The sequence below is a fragment of the Paenibacillus tabacirhizosphaerae genome (genome assembly GCF_040812395.1).
Taxonomy (GTDB): domain Bacteria; phylum Bacillota; class Bacilli; order Paenibacillales; family NBRC-103111; genus Paenibacillus_E.
In genome coordinates, this window is record NZ_JBFNXH010000012.1 from 71349 (window position 1) to 86988 (window position 15640).

At 48.8% G+C, this 15640-nt stretch carries 16 protein-coding genes; 2 read left to right on the plus strand and 14 right to left on the minus strand.

Annotated features, from left to right (window positions below; genetic code table 11):
- Positions 1–16 precede the first annotated feature (16 nt).
- From ABRS97_RS19785 to ABRS97_RS19820, 8 genes are all read right to left on the minus strand, one after another.
- On the minus strand, positions 17–910 hold the full coding sequence (locus tag ABRS97_RS19785; RefSeq protein WP_367816806.1) for a hypothetical protein: 894 nt from the start codon (positions 908–910) through the stop codon (positions 17–19).
- A gap of 131 nt (positions 911–1041) precedes the next feature.
- Positions 1042–1554, minus strand: coding sequence for a TetR/AcrR family transcriptional regulator (locus ABRS97_RS19790; protein WP_367816808.1), 513 nt, complete (start codon positions 1552–1554; stop codon positions 1042–1044).
- Between the two features lie 152 nt (positions 1555–1706).
- Positions 1707–2435, minus strand: coding sequence for a nucleoside phosphorylase (locus ABRS97_RS19795; protein WP_367816810.1), 729 nt, complete (start codon positions 2433–2435; stop codon positions 1707–1709).
- 1 nt (position 2436) lies between these two features.
- Complete coding sequence (locus ABRS97_RS19800) at positions 2437–3114, minus strand: sulfite oxidase-like oxidoreductase (RefSeq protein WP_367816812.1); 678 nt, start codon at positions 3112–3114, stop codon at positions 2437–2439.
- Positions 3115–3150: 36 nt separating this feature from the next.
- A complete protein-coding gene (locus ABRS97_RS19805) occupies positions 3151–4074 on the minus strand; it encodes an ABC transporter permease (protein ID WP_367816814.1) in 924 nt (307 codons plus the stop codon).
- Positions 4058–5125, minus strand: coding sequence for an ABC transporter permease (locus ABRS97_RS19810; protein WP_367816816.1), 1068 nt, complete (start codon positions 5123–5125; stop codon positions 4058–4060). Before ABRS97_RS19810 ends, ABRS97_RS19805 begins: the two co-directional genes overlap by 17 nt.
- Positions 5118–6617: an ABC transporter ATP-binding protein gene (locus ABRS97_RS19815; RefSeq protein ID WP_367816817.1), complete on the minus strand. Its 1500-nt coding sequence runs from the start codon at positions 6615–6617 to the stop codon at positions 5118–5120. Before ABRS97_RS19815 ends, ABRS97_RS19810 begins: the two co-directional genes overlap by 8 nt.
- Before the next feature lie 90 nt (positions 6618–6707).
- Positions 6708–7754 carry a BMP family lipoprotein gene (locus tag ABRS97_RS19820; protein WP_367816818.1) on the minus strand — a complete coding sequence of 349 codons (1047 nt, stop codon included), beginning with the start codon at positions 7752–7754 and terminating at the stop codon, positions 6708–6710.
- A 288-nt stretch (positions 7755–8042) separates the two neighbouring features.
- Here ABRS97_RS19820 and ABRS97_RS19825 point away from each other — a divergent pair, with 288 nt between their 5' ends.
- On the plus strand, positions 8043–9407 hold the full coding sequence (locus tag ABRS97_RS19825; RefSeq protein WP_367816820.1) for a hypothetical protein: 1365 nt from the start codon (positions 8043–8045) through the stop codon (positions 9405–9407).
- A gap of 60 nt (positions 9408–9467) precedes the next feature.
- Here ABRS97_RS19825 and ABRS97_RS19830 read toward each other — a convergent pair whose 3' ends face one another.
- The 6 genes from ABRS97_RS19830 to ABRS97_RS19855 all read right to left on the minus strand — a co-directional run bounded on the left by ABRS97_RS19830 (position 9468) and on the right by ABRS97_RS19855 (position 14622).
- Entirely contained in the window at positions 9468–10985 is a 1518-nt protein-coding gene (locus ABRS97_RS19830) for a response regulator transcription factor (RefSeq protein ID WP_367816822.1), read from the minus strand.
- Between the two features lie 13 nt (positions 10986–10998).
- Positions 10999–11454 carry a hypothetical protein gene (locus tag ABRS97_RS19835; protein WP_367816824.1) on the minus strand — a complete coding sequence of 152 codons (456 nt, stop codon included), beginning with the start codon at positions 11452–11454 and terminating at the stop codon, positions 10999–11001.
- Positions 11455–11456: 2 nt separating this feature from the next.
- The gene (locus tag ABRS97_RS19840) at positions 11457–11609 is read right to left on the minus strand and encodes a hypothetical protein (RefSeq protein WP_367816826.1); all 153 of its coding nucleotides are present in this window, start codon (positions 11607–11609) and stop codon (positions 11457–11459) included.
- A 141-nt stretch (positions 11610–11750) separates the two neighbouring features.
- The gene (locus ABRS97_RS19845; RefSeq protein ID WP_367816828.1) at positions 11751–11978 is read right to left on the minus strand and encodes an ABC transporter permease subunit; all 228 of its coding nucleotides are present in this window, start codon (positions 11976–11978) and stop codon (positions 11751–11753) included.
- Positions 11979–11986: 8 nt separating this feature from the next.
- Positions 11987–12904, minus strand: a complete 918-nt coding sequence (locus ABRS97_RS19850; protein ID WP_367816830.1) for an ABC transporter permease — start codon at positions 12902–12904, stop codon at positions 11987–11989.
- A gap of 644 nt (positions 12905–13548) precedes the next feature.
- Positions 13549–14622, minus strand: a complete 1074-nt coding sequence (locus tag ABRS97_RS19855) for a Gfo/Idh/MocA family protein (protein ID WP_367816832.1) — start codon at positions 14620–14622, stop codon at positions 13549–13551.
- A gap of 113 nt (positions 14623–14735) precedes the next feature.
- On the opposite strand from ABRS97_RS19855, the gene ABRS97_RS19860 reads away from it, so the two are divergent.
- Positions 14736–15599 (plus strand): helix-turn-helix domain-containing protein, encoded by an 864-nt coding sequence (locus ABRS97_RS19860; RefSeq protein ID WP_367816834.1) that lies wholly within the window; start codon positions 14736–14738, stop codon positions 15597–15599.
- The last annotated feature ends 41 nt before the right edge of the window (positions 15600–15640 follow it).

Consider the following 15640-nt stretch of genomic DNA (forward strand, 5'->3'; position numbering starts at 1 on the left):
TCCGAAATCTATTGGTTTATGGGCGGGATGAAGCATGAACTTTAGATACTGACTGTGATTTCAAAAGATCTAATAGGGAGATAACTATGGTGGCTACCGAGATGAGCAGCATCGCTCCCGCAAGGATCGGCAGTATGCTCATCTCGAAAACGGTGCGTCCGAGAACCGTTTGCCATCCAATCAAAACAATGGCAATCATCCAAGCGATGCCCCCTGCATGGACCCGTCTCCGGGCACGAATGGCTTCGACAGAGGCCCGCTCCAGCAGCCATCCGAGCAAGGGCAGCGCCTGCAGCGCATGGAACCCGAGCCCGTGAAAGACGATAATATTACCGCCTACTCCCGTATAGCGGGAACTAATCGCAATCATCCACAGTCCCGCGGCGAAAGCAAGCATGGTTGACAGAAACGCATAGCGGATGCCGAGTACCAGGTGCGGACGTTCATTCATCGGTTTTTTTCGAAAAAAAGGAATCGCAAGCAGAACAGTCACGATGACAATCAAAAGTGAATCCACCCCAAAGCTTATGCCCACGATCGTATCCAGGGAGGTGCCTGCGTGTGGAAACCGGGGATTAATGCCGCGGAATTGCTGCAAGGTTTCGACCCCATAAGCGAATAGGGTAGCGGGTATGAAAAACCAGCGAATTCTCGTTCTTTTGCGGGAACTTAACCCCGAAACCGGCAAAAGCGTGGCTAAGGACAAAATGAATATCGCGATGGCTGCATCAAACGAAAACGCCCGTTCTACGTTGCCTTCCGGAGAAATAATCGCCCCAAACATGGCGATGTAGATGGCGATTCCGGCTGCTAGCGCAAAACCGATCAAGCTAATGATAACCAGCAATCTTTCTCCTTCAAATAATTTCAGTTTCGGCACTTCAGCCGCGATGTAGTTCGTATCTTTCATAAACGATCATTCCCTCCCGAAAAGTTATTCCCATATTTTCCTTATGGGACAATTTATTTATTGATAAATAAATACTAGAGCAATAAAAATGGCAGTTCTCGTAACTGCCTTTTGACTGATCGGGACTTCTGTCATTTTTTAAAACAAAGTAATTCAGGTAGATCCAATGCTTCTGATACCGTAATCAGTAAGCCCATGCCCATAAATTGGCTTGCGGCCTCTTCTGCGTCATCAATTCCAGCTTTTTGGAATTTCTCAACGATGGACTTATAAATAACACGGAAATTCTCACTGACGTGCTCCCGGATTACCGGCTCGGAAATCGCATGAGCCTGCATGACCATGGTGATCTCAGCTCTATGCACTTGCATGATGTGCATGAACGCGTTCCCCATTGTAACCAATAATTGATCGGCGGGTGCTTCAATCTCAGAGAAAGTTTCATAAATTCGGGCAACAGCCCGGTCAATGACCGCATTGAAAAGCTCTTCCTTGTTCTTAAAAAAATGAAACACATAGGGCTGCGTAACGCCTGCTGCTTTAGCCACAAGCGCTGTTGTCGCCTTGTAATATCCCAGTTCCGCGAATATCCCTACGGCTTTTTCCATGATTTGTTCTTTCCGATCTTCGCGGACAACCACCATAATCCCCCTTCACATATTTATTTATTGATAAATAAATCATAATAGATGAAATACAAGAAGTCAAGCGCTTTAACCCTACACGAGAAAAATAATGGAAAAGGAAGCAGCTCGCCTCATCCGAAGGTTTAACGAGTTGCTTCCTTTAATCCCCTCTATTTGCTTGCATCCAGCTTCACAATTGCCCGGATCGCCGCTTGAATTTCCCTCTCAACGGCATTGGCTACAACATCCGTATGCGGATTATACACTTCCGCGAGATCCGCGTCGGCATAGCCATCCAGCGCAACAATCGCCCCTGCACGAACGCCCCGCAAGGAAGCTATGACATAAAGCGCGGCGATTTCCATCTCAACGGCTAGCGCTCCAGCTTGTTTGTATTTGCGGTGCGGGAATTCCTCAACACCTTGGAAGAAAGCATCCAATGTGACTGTAATCCCTTTCCGAACCAAGCTGCCAGTCTCGCAGGCAGTTTCGTACAAAGCACTGGTTACATCCATATCGGCAACAGCCGGGAAGCCGTGCGGAACCAGCTGCCGAGTCAAGCCATCCTCCCGAACAGCAGCCGTACTAACGACCAAGCTGCCTGGAGGCACATCAGCCGAATAGGAGCCGGCAGTGCCGACGCGAATCAGCGTTTTCACGCCGCCTTTAATCAGCTCCTCAAAGCATACGGCCGCTCCCGGCGATCCTACGCCATGGCTAACGACAGTAATCGGGACGCCCTGCGATTCACCGACGAAGGTCCGGTATTCACGGCTGAATGCAAGCTCCCTGGCATGGTCCAGGCTCTGAGCGATGGTTTCCGCGCGGAACGGATCGCCGCAAACGATCGCATACGGGGTGAGTTCCTCCGAATTCACTTGTAAAATTGGCAGTCGCATATCAATCAAACTCCTTCCTTACCCATTCGTCTTCCGGAATCGGGATCGCTTCCCCGGAGAAACGCTCCTCCTTGAACGGGTCTGCGACATTATGGAAGCCATTCTGCTCCCAAAATCCCTCCCGGTCTTCCTTCATAAACTCAATGCCCCGAATCCATTTGGCGCTTTTCCAGAAATACAGATGCGGAACGACGAATCGAAGCGGCCAACCATGCTTCAGCGTTAGCGGCTGTCCATCGTATTTGACCGCTAATAGGATGTTGTCTCCCATCAGATCTGCGAGCGGGACATTCGTTTCATAATCTTCGTCGGCATGCAGCATGACATAGTTCCCTTGGGGCTTAATATCCATCATTTGAAGAAAATCGCGGAACCGTATCCCTTCCCATACCGTATCCAGCTTGGTCCAGCGGGTTACGCAGTGAATATCGCAGACAACCTGCGTTTGCGGCAGCGCAAGCAGCTCTTCATAGCGAAACGTTTTCTCTTCCGCCACTTCGCCAAATACGCGCAGAGACCACGTATTCATATCGTAGCTCGGCACTTCGCCTTCGTGCAGAATCGGAAATCGATCCGTTACAGTCTGCCCAGGCGGAACGCGGTCTGCCAGCTCAGGGGCAACGGAAACAGTGGGAATTTTCATCCGCTTGAGGCGCTCCGCTTTGCTATCATTTTTCATATTGGAACCTTCTTTCGTATGAGTAACCAAAGATGTCTACCGCGAGCTGCCGTTGGCTTTTTGAGCATCTGCCAAATAGCTGCTTTTTCTAAAGAAAAGCATAGCGAGCAGTGTTACGAGATAAGGAAGCATTTGTGTAAAATGAGTTGGCAGCGAAAAGCCCTGCAGCCTGATGCTGAGTGCATCCATGAGTCCGAACAACAGGCTCGAGGCCATGACGCCAAGTGGGTTCGCTTGACCGAGCATGGTCGCGACCAGCGCGATGAATCCTCTGCCCGCGGTCATCCCTTCTGTAAACATCGTCACCTGGCCGAGCGACAGCTGAGCGCCGGCCAGTCCGCACAGCACCCCGCATAGGAGCACGGCTACATATTGCATGATGTTTACTTGAATGCCGATGCTTTTCGCCGCAACCGGATTCTCGCCAACAGCCAGCAAGCGGAAGCCTGGCACCGACTTGAACAAGAAGTATTGCAGACCGATCACAAGGACGAAAGCGAGATAAACGAGCGGAGAATGCCCGGAGATGATGCCTCCTACAAAGGGAATATCCTCTATGAACGGAATGTTCCATTTCGGGAGGCCAATCATATTTTTATCGTAAAATGCGCCTTTTACATGGAAAATCGCTTTTAGGCAGAAGGCCGTCAAGCCTAGTGCCAGAAAATTAAAGGAGATCCCGACAACGATGACATTCGCCTGCAAATGAATGCTAATATAGGCGAATATGAGTGAAAACAGCATCGTGACCGCAACAGCAATGAGAACAGCCAGGAAGACATTGCCTGTATAATGGTTCCCGACGATGGCGGAGAACGCGCCGACGAGCACGAAGCCTTCCAAACCGACATTAAACAGCCCGACTCTCGAACATATAGCTCCGCCTAAGGCTGCAAGCAGAATGGGAGCAACCATCCGAAACATGGAATTGAATAAGGAAACATCAAGAAGATGCTGCATCGCTTTTCCCTCCTTTTCTCCGCTTCCAGATGGTATAGCTGAACTTCGCGGTGACGAACAGGATCAGCAGCGACTGAATCACACTCGAAATTTCCAGCGGAATGCTCGTGTTGCGCTCAACCCCCATACCGCCTGTCTGCAAAGCCGCCAGGAGTACCGCGGCCACCGCAGTGCCCAGCGGATGGGCGCCCGAGAGCAGTGTCGCCATAATGCCCGACCAGGCATAGCCTGGGTTCGTCACCATGCCGTCGGTATACCGATACTGCATGCCCAGCACTTCGACAGCTCCGGCTAGTCCCGCAAACCCGCCGCTGGCAAACATGCTCGCCAGCATCACTTTCCCTCTGTTTACGCCGCCATAGGCAGCGAACAGCGGATTATAACCGAGCATCCGGATTTCATAACCGGAAACGGTGTATTTAATAAACAGAAATAAGAGCACAGCCAGAACAATCGCAATAAGAAAGCCCGCATGGATGCTCATGCCTTGGAATAGCTTCGGCAGCCATACGCTTTTGTCCACCATCATGGTCTGTGCGAGCGCCGCGGAGCCTGTTTTATCTTTCAGCGGATATGCGACCAGATAGCCGGCAAATAAAGCAGCGATATAGTTGAGCAGCAGCGTTGTGATGATGAGGTTCATTTTGAACTTGGCATCCAAATAACCGGCAAAAGCCGACCAGACGCCGCCTGCCGCAATGCCTCCAAGTATCGCCGCTAGCGATTTAAGCGCTGGAGGGCCGGGCAAATATAGGGCAATCAACGCAGCGGATAAAGCGCCCAGAATCATTTGTCCTTCCGAACCCATATTGAAAAACCCGGCCCTAAACGCAATAGACACGCCTAATCCAACCAAAATGAGCGGCGTCGCCCGGGTCAATGTGTTTGTGAAGAAGTAAAAATTGCCAAAGGCCCCTTTCCACATTTGCGCATAGGTGTCCGTAATCGATCCGCCAATCCATGCAATCGCAATAGCGCCGCCGATTAACCCGATGCAAATCGCAATGAGCGGCTGCAGCCAAGCGCTTAGATTCGCTTTCCAGTTAAGCATGAGCATCGCCTCCCGCCATCCATAGACTGATTTGTTCTTCAGTCGCATCCTGCGCAGATAATTCTCCGGCAATTCGACCTTCATACATGACAAGAATGCGATCCGAGAGCTTAAGAATCTCGGTTAACTCCGAAGAAACTAAAAGAATAGCTCCCTGTGCATCGCGTTTCTTCAAAATTTCATCATGAATCAGTTCCATAGCGCCAATATCCACCCCTCGGGTCGGCTCTGCTGCGATAAGAAGCGGCTGATTCTGCGCAATTTCCCTGGCGACAATAAGCTTCTGAAGATTACCGCCAGAAAGAAATTTCACTTTAGATTCCTGCGAGCCCGCTTTGATCTGGAATTGCCGAATGAAACCTCCGACCAGCGTCCGAAGTGATTGCCCTTTGAGAACGCCGCCACGACGATAGAATCGGTGATGTCCCATCGTCCCGTTCTCGAGCACGGTGCCTTCTTTCGCAGCTCCCCATTGATAACGATCCTCAGGGATATGAGAGAGACCGCTATCACGAATTTCGCGAACGGAGCGGCCTGTTACATCTTTACCCAATAACCTAATTTGTCCGCCATCAATAGTTTGTAATCCCGTAATGCTTTGAATGAGTTCGGACTGTCCATTTCCTGAAATGCCAGCAATGCCGACGATTTCGCCCGCCCTTACTTGAAGGCTGACACGATCCAGCACCGGTTTACCTTTCTCGCCTTGCATGGAGACCTCTTTCACCTCGAGAACAGTTTCGCCGAGCTTCACCTGATTGCGAGTTGCGTTCGCCAGCTCTCTGCCGACCATAAGCTTTGACAAATGTTCCACGTTCGTCGCCCCGGCATCGAGTGTTCCGGTCACTTTGCCGTCGCGAAGTACAGTTACCCGATCGGCCACTTCCATCACTTCGTGCAATTTGTGCGTGATGATAATGAAGCTTTTGCCTTGGCTCGCCAGGCTTTTCATGATCACGAGCAGCTCTTTGGCCTCCAAAGGAGTCAGGACGCCTGTCGGCTCATCGAGAATAATGATGTCCGCGCCTTGATACAGCACCTTCAAAATCTCCACTCGCTGCTGCAAGCCCAGCGGACAATCCGCTACCTTCTTATGCGGATCGATAGGCAGACGATACTTGGCGCACAAGGATTCGACTTGCCGCACAGCCTTCTTGCGATCAAACTTCACGCCAGACTTCGGTTCGTTGCCGATGACGATATTTTCAGCGACGGTGAACGATGGAAACAACATGAAATGCTGATGCACCATGCCAATTCCACTCCGAATCGCATCCGTCGGATTTGCAAAATGAGCCTCTTTGCCTAGCAAATGAATGCTGCCCGCTGTTGGCTGTTCCATCCCGTAGAGGATCCGCATCAGCGTCGTTTTCCCTGCCCCATTCTCGCCAACCAACGCATGAATCTCGCCTTCGCGCAGAGAAAAATCCACACTGGCATTGGCCGTTAAGCTTCCATAACTTTTTGTAATTCCGTTCATTTGAAGCAGCATGACCGTTTCGCGCTCCTCTACCTAGACATGAGGAAACTGCCTACGTCACCGTAAACAGTTTCCGGGTTCATTATGCGATTAGCGTGCGTACTATTTCAGCGGATCTTTGACTGTTACTTTACCGGAAACAATATCGTCTCGGATAGCCTTTACTTTACTCACAACGTCCGGGCCGATAAACGGGCTCAGCGCGGATTTACTTTCTTTGGTAACGAACGTAAGGCCAACGCCGTCTTCTTTCAAACCATAGTCGACAGCTCCGAATTTGAATGTGCCGTTTACGAAATCTTTAACGGTTTGATAAGCAACCGCGTCTGTTCCTTTCAATTGGGAAAGCACGATATGCTCAGGATCCGTTACCGTACGGTCAATATCTTGTCCGGATGTATAGAAGCCTTTTTCCTTGGCAGCTTCGAAAACGCCCAGATCGCCAACTGCGGACGCTCCGGCAATAAAGTCAGCGCCTTGGGAGAATTGCGTCAAGGCTAGCTCTTTGGCTTTGGCAGGATCCGTAAAGCTTCCTACATAGTTAACGATGAATTTGGCATTCGGATTCGTGGCTTTCAAGCCTTCTTGAAACCCGACGGTGTACTTCTTGATCAGCGGGATATCGACTGCAGCGACCATACCGACCACATTTTTCTTCGTTGCCAGACCAGCCGCAGCGCCAAGCAGATAAGCAGCCTCGTGCTCACGGAAGACAACGCTTCTTACGTTCGGCAGATCAACGACAGTATCGATAATGGCGAAAGATTTCTTCGGATTTTCAGCAGCTACTTTTTTGAGCGCATCTTCCGACTCGAAAGAGCTGGTAATAATGAGATCATAGTTATCCGCAACGGCTGCGCGCAGATTTTGTTCAATCGCGCTTGCATCCGTGGATTCGATGGTTTTCACGTCAACGCCGAACTCTTTTCCGGCTTTCTTAACGCCTTCATCCTCTTGTGCGAAGAAAGGGTTAACGCCGATTTTTTCCGGTGTAATCAGAACGATTTTTTTAGCGGATTTCGTTTCCGGCGCTTTCGTAGCCTCAGCCGCCTTGCTTGGCGCAGGGGTCGTTGTTTCTGTTTTCGTTGCTGTGCCGCACCCCGTTACTAATAAAGTCACAGCGAAAATGGAAAAAAGTGCTTTTTTCATGATTGGTTTCTCTCCTCTATATGCGATTGTTATGTAGATGATGCCATCTCCTTTTAATATCCTACTAAATAACTCGGATATAGTCAAAGGCATTTTTTTCCTATTGCCGTTTATTTATGTTCGACATAAAACGACTAATTTCGATTAAGTTGTATAGTAGACAATTACAAGGCGCATGTCAAGGAACATACGGTGACATTCCTGCATTGACACGTTGTGGGATACCTGATATAGTGCAATAAATCATACTATTCCTATGTGAATTAAAAAACCGGAGGTGCTCATCTTATGAAACAATTACATGTTCTTAAAACTGCGCGCGCAGTCGCTTTATCCGCCGTTCTTTTATCCTCTGTTTCTGCATTTGGCCCATCTGCTTTGGCTGCTGACTCGAACGCTGGCGGTTCCTCTAGCGCCTATCAACAATTCTTGCAGGACAACTATCATGTCAGCTTGTCCAAATCTTTATCCAAAGGCGATTTCGTGAACGCCGTGGACCGAATCCTTAAATTGGAAGCCAAAAACGGAGAGAACAAGTTCACCGACTTGCAGAAAGACAGCCCCTACTATAAGGCAGCAACTGCACTTCTTGAAAAGGGCATTCTGACCGACAGCAAGCTGCAGGCGGACCAGCCCTTATCCGAGCTGCAAGCCACGTTCATTGCGGTGAAGGCAGCCGGCCTGAAAGAGCTCGCGTATACATATCCGAGCGATAAGATTAAAACCGCATTAGCTAAGATCGGAATTAATTACGATAGTGAGAGCCAACTGTCCCTCCAAGCTGCCCAAGAGCTTGCAGCGGCAATAGACACAGGTCTCCTGACATCCGAACAGCAATCAGCCTTTAAACCGGATGCCGCTGCGACGGATCGTTTCGCCAATAATTTGTTAGTTCAAATTCTTACTTTTCAAGGTCAGTATAAACATTACATCGGAACCACGGCCGACGCGGATATTTTCCGGAAAGTTAATGAAGCTTGGCAAACGGAAGACCTCATTGCAGCAAGCGAGTTGCGGGCTGTCTTTGACGAAGCGCTGAAAAAGAATTTAGTGACGGGGTACAATTTGAAGGATACGCGGTTTGATGCGAATTTCGATAAAAAGCTGTCACTGACCTATGGTCATTCCGACATTACGCATGCAATCCAATTAATCGGGCTGCTGCGCAGCGAGGGCATTCAGGCGAAGGTGCAGCTTGAACCGAAAACGTCCGCATTCATTTATTTGAAGGAGTGGGGAGAGCCTACACAAACCGATGATTACCAAGTTGTCCAAATCGAGAACGGCAACTACATTGCTTACGCGAAGGAATACGATATCGAATTCGAATTTGACAATGCGCAGCAGAAGAACCGATTCCAACAAGTTATTTTCAAGTATGCCAAAAAAGACAGCAAAGATCAGACAGGCCTCATTTACGCCGCTTGGTGGCAGCCTCTTTATTATTCCTTAACCACCATTCCGGACTACAAAGAAATTGCCAACAACAAAATTACCAAAGGTCACTATTACGCCCAATCCTTCTCGCTCAGTGACAAATCGGCCGACGTTGTGAATGGCATCAAAAAAATAAACCCGGCACTCGACGTGGAATCGTACAAGTTCTGGGTGGATGAACCGTTCTACAATTATTTGCTTGGTGATTATAAATAAGCATCTTGGCAGTGAGAGGGTGGACCCATCGGTCCCCCTTTTATTTTTTTGTCTTAAACTTCAACGACAATTTTCCTTCGGATGAGAATCCCGATATTGCCCTGGCGTAACGCCGGTGAACTTCTTAAATATTTTAAAAAAATGGCCCGGATTCTCGTAGCCAACCATGCTCGCCACTTTACTGAAAGCGATATCCGAATCCAAATCTATGATTGCCTTCGCTTTGTTCGTCCGGTAAGTATGCAGATAGCGAATAAATGTAACTCCCATCTCTTTTTTAAATAAAATGCTCACATAATTGGGATGTAAGTAAACAACATCAGCTATCCGTTCAAGGGAAATATCCGTCGCGTAGTAATTGGAAATATAATTCAATATTTTCGTGATGCTATCCGAATAATTCGCCTTGCTCCTTGCCTTGCCAAGATCATGAGAGACCGCTGAAATGACCGCATCCATTCGATGATACAAGGCCTCTTCATTTGAGATTTGATGCAATTTGGCAGCTTGCCTGCCTATCAACGTTTCAGCGCTTATTCCTAAATTCTGCATATAGATGCTCATTTCTGATAATATTTCTGCATACACACTTTTCAATGTTTCAGCATCATTCTTACTTCCGGCAATCTGCTTATGAACGTAGGACTGTATATAAACGCTGGCTTCCGACGCATGGTTTGCATTCAGCAACGCATCCATTCCCTTGCGCCAATTGTCGTCATCCTTAGGCTTCCCGCTAACGGCGGGCTGTGGAAGGACATCGCTGGGTACATGTTTATTATAGAACAAGTTTCTCTCCGCCTTGCCGTACAGCTCGTTCAATTGCTGCAGATCAACCATATCTTGATATAGACCGATGTCACAGCGCATGTCGCCAACCAGGGCAACGAGGAGGCTCTCGCTCAAATCCACGAACTCATCATCCCGCAATAGGGCAGGCAGATTACATAAGAATATGCACTGCTTTTTGTAAGAGGTTACGAAATCATAGAAAACCCCATTCTCCGGCAATGACTCTCTAGCTAACTCCCGAACGGCATCCGCTTGAGCCGCATCCATGACCTGTAAAATAATCATTAAATTGCAAGGGTAAGGAAATAAGGTTTGGGCTGTGCTCCCCTGGAACATCGCTTCCTCGTAAGGAATGTTGTATAAAATCATTTCCCGCACTTTGGCCAATTCTTGTTCGCGCGCTTTGAGCTTCTCCAGCTCCATATCCTTGGAGACTTTGCCCAAAATCGCCATCAGTTCTTCCTTATTCACCGGCTTCAATAAATAGTCGATTGTTTGAAGACGAATCGCTTTACGCGCTAATTCGAAATCATCATACCCCGTTAAAATGACGAGCCTTTTGCACAGCCCTTTGTTTTGCACAGACGCAATCAATTCAAAGCCATTCATCTCAGGCATATAAATGTCGGTGATGATCAGATCCGGCTGAAAGGATTCCAGCTGCTCGAGAGCATCCATACCGTCCAGCGAGCTTCGGATGTCGGTCATGTAAGGGTATTCTTGCTTGATGATGTTCGTCAAGCCTTTTAAAATTAACGGTTCGTCATCGACGATTAGAATGTTCACACGTTTCGCCTCCTTACGACGCTTGCCTCTCCTGCTTTTTTAGTTTCATGGTACACGTCGTTCCATACCCCTCCCGGCTTTCCAGGTATAAGCCCGAACCCGTGCCATAGTAGGCTTTTATCCGTTCATGCACATTATAAATACCGAATCCGCCTTCATTGTAAAATTTGCCATTGGCCTGGGTGTGAAGCGCTATTTTTCGTTTATCTATCGTAAAGTCCGGCGCATACTGCGCAATCAGACTGTTCCAGTCATAGCTCATTTTGTTAGTCGAGAGCCGGGACAATTCCTTATCCGTGAAAACCAGCTCAGGCAAATTGTTGGAAGCAATCCGAAACGGCAATTCTCGTTCATCGGATGAAATTGTAATGTTTAATTTCACGCCAGTTCTGCGCGTGATCTCCTCCGGAGTCGTTCCACTCCAATCCGTCATAGGCCACCATGGGAAATCATCAACGAGCATGCTCATTTCTACGGGATCGCTTTGTCCTGGTCTGGCGGGAGGCAATGGATGCGTGCCATGCCGGCAAGCTGCAGCTCGGAACTATCGCATACTGCACTAAGCGAAACTAGCTGGAAGAGGACAAGTACACCCACAAATGTTCTTCTTTTCCGGCTGTTCATCCGTTCCCTCCTCCCGGATTTCTTCGATTCACAGGTGAAAACGTTATCAGTTAAATTATAGTAAAAAATGTAAGATTCGTCCAGTTCACGAAAATATGCACTGGAGAATTTGTTCCTCTTCTCCAGTGCAATAAGTGAGTTTCAATGCGTCACCGCAGAGAAAATCGTAATGGTCGCCAAAATCGGCGTGATGAGCGGAAAAACAATGCTTCTAAACAATCTCAGATAGCCCGCTCCGTCCATGGCTGCTGATTCCTCCAGCGATGGCGAAAGTGATTCGATGAATGTTTTGACCAGAATAATGTTAAAGGGCGCAATGATCGTGGGGAGCACATAACCCAGAAAGGCAGAAGCCCCGACGGTTAACATGGTGCCAATCACCGTTCGGCTAATACAATCGATTTCAGCATCGAGACAGCGGTTGCAAAAGGATAGTTGTTACTGAAGGCGATGTTGTAAACGTACAGATCCAACACTTCGATGGTGTCCTTATTCATCGGGTTTTGAAAGGCGAAGTACTGTTCGATGCCATTGTTGATAAAGTTTCCGATGGAAAGCAGCAGCAGCACGAAATACGTTGGCAGGATGCCCGGCACGGTAATGTGCCAAATCTTTTTAAACCTCCCGGCGCCATCCACTTCCGCCGCTTCGTAAAGCTCCTGGTCGATACCGGTGATCGCCGCCAGATAGAGAATAGCGCCCCATCCGAGGCTCTTCCATAAATACCAGAGAATCATCGGTCCCCATACATTTTGGTTGGACGCCAGAAAGTTAACGCCTTTATCCATGATGCCAAGCTGAACGAGCAGATGATTAACGAGTCCGTTGTCCACCGACAACAGCGCAAAAGCCAAGGAATAGACGAGAATCCAGCTAATAAAATTAGGGATTGTTGTGAGCGTTTGCACCACTTTACGGTATCGGGCCGATTTCACTTCGGACAATAGGATCGCATAGACCGCAGGCAAAAAAGAGACAACCATGCCTAATGCGCTCATCGCCAGCGTATTTTTCAGCACACGCAGCACTTCGGCTGTTTGGGTCGGACTGGCTGCCATCGATTTGAACCATTTCAACCCGACGAATGGCGTTTTGGAAAGCGGGATTCCCGGGAAATAATCGTAGAACGCATAGATCCATCCGCTTAACGGCAAGTACGAGAACACGAAGGTCAACAGCAGAAAAGGCAGAGCCATGAAAAATAATTTATATTTATTCGGCAGTCCGCCTCTTCTGCTTTTTCCGCTTTTTGAGATGGTCCCCTTCCTTTCTAGCGTTTCTGAGCGTGCTGGCATGTCGCTGTCTCCTCCCAATAATGCCTTACATTTTCGATGCGGCTAATGGTGTTTCTATCATAAATGGTTTTGGTTTCCCATGTAATGCTCATTTTTAAGGTTGCTTGTGCTCATTTTTTATATGTTTATGGGCGGAAGATCACCGCAAGCTTCGCAAGAAAATCGAGGAGGTGCTGCCGGACCGCCTATTCCCCATGCACAGCGATACCGATGGAACTACGAGGCCTTATTCCACGGCAACGTCCCTTTTCTCCCCCTGAAGCGGAACTAGGGTGCGTTAAATGAGTGAAAACGTGACTAACCCCCGCATTTCCTGCTCATAAGGCACTGTCGTTCCGCGAAATGTGCCTACAACCGAAATTACCACCTCTCAACGCATCTACGTTCCGCTCACCCCTGCAAAAAGACGATCTCTCGCAGATCGAAGTGGTTTTCCAATGCTCCGAACCGCTATGGTGCTTCCGGACATCTACATCCATCCTGTCAAATGCGCGTACCACACGATGCGTGTGGTATCTCCTCCACTCCAAGAGCTCGCCAAACACACATACCTGACGTCATATGCTTTCTGGCGTGCCAAAAAATAAGCATAGCCTCAACAGCTCTCGCTGCGTGGACTATGCTTATCTTGATACGAATCTATATTAGTTCCAGTTCAACTTGACTTCATGTCCGGTTCGCGATGATTCGTAAATGGCATCCAGCACCAGATTGTTCGTAAATCCGGTGATCGCCGAAGAAATCGGCTGTTTCTTCTCGCTGATGCAATCCAGGAAGTGACGGCTTAAGCGCAAGCGTTCGCCCTCGTCGTTGTCCGGCTTGCTTAGTTCTATCTCGAACGGACGGTCGAACTTCTCGGTGAGCAGCTTTCCTGTCGCTCCCCGGTAGCTGGCTCCTCCCTCAGCTCCCATCAGATGAATAAACGGCGTATTGTCCGTATCCATATGGACCGCCCAGCTGACTTCAAGGGACAAGGTGCTGCCATTGTCCATTTTGATCAGAGCCGTAGCCAAATCTTCGACATCGTAAATGCCATTCCAATCGGGCTTTCCCCAATTGCCGATCCCTTTCTTGTGCGGGCCGAATTCCGCATAAGTTGCGCCATAGACGGACACCGGTTTGGGATTGCCCATCAAATACAGGGCAAGATCCAGCATATGCACGCCAATGTCGATGAGCGGGCCGCCGCCGGATTGATCCATCCGGGTAAACCAGGTTCCCCAGCCGGGAATCCCTTTGCGGCGGAACCAACCGGTTTTCGCTGTATAAATATGACCGAGCTCGCCTCGCTCGATTTGCTCTTTGATTTGCATCGGAACCGACTCAAAACGCATTTGATGGCCGACCATCACAATGTTATCCGATGCTTCACTGGCTCTCAAAATCTGCCGGGCTGCGTCCGAGTTAATGCCCATTGGCTTTTCGAGCAGCACATGTTTGCCCGCTTCAATAGCTTGTACGGCATATGGCGCGTGAAATTGGTTCGGCACGCCGATAATGACCGCATCCACATCCGCACTTTGAATCAATTCCTCAGGCGTAGCCGCGACTTTGGCGATACCGTGTTCCTTCGCTTTCGCCTCTGCGAGCGGCAAATAAGCATCCGTTATAGTCGTGATTTCACATCGATCGGCCAATTCCCCAAATTCCTTGATATGAACGCCGCCAATATTGCCCGCGCCAATAAGACCTAATCTAATTTTGTTTAACGATGCCATACTTTCTCCTCCTTCAGAATATCGGATATCTCGACTTTTATGGTAAAATAAATAGCGACTGAAAGCGCTCCCCATATTTCGAAAAACGTCCCACATTTTCGGAGGAATAAACGATGACCTATTTTCCCGATTATTTTAAAACATATCCGAACATGAACACGACTTCTCCGCTGCATCTCAGCCAAAATCGATTGGCGAATGGCTTCCGGGCGCATCGTCACGATTTTCTGGAGTTTTCCTATGTCGTAGAGGGCAGCGGTTCAGAAACGATCAACGATGCCCGCCATCCGATGGCGCCTGGTACCTTCACCTTTGTGCTGCCCTATCAGGTACATGAAATTTTTACCGATCCCGGAAGCACGCTCGTCTTATACAACTGCATGTTCAGCATGGACCTGCTTATGGAGCCTGGCCAGCATGACAGACTGTCGGAGCTTATTAACGACATGAACTTGCTTCCGCCCTACGCGAATTTCCAGGGAGCCAAACAAAATCGCATGCTTCAGCTGCTGGAAGATATGTTCAACGAATATAAAGGCGATGACCTTTGGCGGAGAACCCTCCTGCAAGTCCGATTGAAAGAGATTCTGGTTCTCTTCGATCGCTGCCGAAGAAACGGAGCATGCGGACAATATGAAGCGCCCAGCCAATCGAAGCCAAGCCCCTCCGTCTGGCCGATCATTCACTATATTCACCGAAATTATCAAGAGGATATCAGTTTAGCAGATCTGGCCGCCCAGTTTACAATGAGTGTGTCCCGGATCAGCGAAGTGATCAAGCAGACGACAGGGCAAACTTTCGTCCATTTCCTCCATGATTTGCGCCTGAGGCATGCATGCAGTCTGCTCGTCTCGACTGAAATGAGTGTGACCGAGATCGCCCTTGATGTCGGGTACGGATCGTACAAGACATTCTCCCGCATTTTCCGCGAATCGAAGGGCCTTGCGCCCAAAGATTATCGGAAGCAAAAAAGCTGAAAATGGCACACGCCGCCTCCGCAAGCTTCGCAAGAAAACGT

Coding starts and splice junctions, on each gene's coding strand:
- ABRS97_RS19810 (WP_367816816.1), bottom strand. CDS start 5,125: ATGCTTAACTGGAAAGCGAATCTAAGCGCTTGGCTGCAGCCGCTCATT.
- ABRS97_RS19815 (WP_367816817.1), bottom strand. CDS start 6,617: ATGCTGCTTCAAATGAACGGAATTACAAAAAGTTATGGAAGCTTAACG.
- ABRS97_RS19850 (WP_367816830.1), bottom strand. CDS start 12,904: ATGCCAGCACGCTCAGAAACGCTAGAAAGGAAGGGGACCATCTCAAAA.
- ABRS97_RS19860 (WP_367816834.1), top strand. CDS start 14,736: ATGACCTATTTTCCCGATTATTTTAAAACATATCCGAACATGAACACG.
- ABRS97_RS19800 (WP_367816812.1), bottom strand. CDS start 3,114: ATGAAAAATGATAGCAAAGCGGAGCGCCTCAAGCGGATGAAAATTCCC.
- ABRS97_RS19840 (WP_367816826.1), bottom strand. CDS start 11,609: ATGAACAGCCGGAAAAGAAGAACATTTGTGGGTGTACTTGTCCTCTTC.
- ABRS97_RS19835 (WP_367816824.1), bottom strand. CDS start 11,454: ATGAGCATGCTCGTTGATGATTTCCCATGGTGGCCTATGACGGATTGG.
- ABRS97_RS19790 (WP_367816808.1), bottom strand. CDS start 1,554: ATGGTGGTTGTCCGCGAAGATCGGAAAGAACAAATCATGGAAAAAGCC.
- ABRS97_RS19795 (WP_367816810.1), bottom strand. CDS start 2,435: ATGCGACTGCCAATTTTACAAGTGAATTCGGAGGAACTCACCCCGTAT.
- ABRS97_RS19805 (WP_367816814.1), bottom strand. CDS start 4,074: ATGCAGCATCTTCTTGATGTTTCCTTATTCAATTCCATGTTTCGGATG.
- ABRS97_RS19820 (WP_367816818.1), bottom strand. CDS start 7,754: ATGAAAAAAGCACTTTTTTCCATTTTCGCTGTGACTTTATTAGTAACG.
- ABRS97_RS19845 (WP_367816828.1), bottom strand. CDS start 11,978: ATGTTAACCGTCGGGGCTTCTGCCTTTCTGGGTTATGTGCTCCCCACG.
- ABRS97_RS19855 (WP_367816832.1), bottom strand. CDS start 14,622: ATGGCATCGTTAAACAAAATTAGATTAGGTCTTATTGGCGCGGGCAAT.
- ABRS97_RS19785 (WP_367816806.1), bottom strand. CDS start 910: ATGAAAGATACGAACTACATCGCGGCTGAAGTGCCGAAACTGAAATTA.
- ABRS97_RS19825 (WP_367816820.1), top strand. CDS start 8,043: ATGAAACAATTACATGTTCTTAAAACTGCGCGCGCAGTCGCTTTATCC.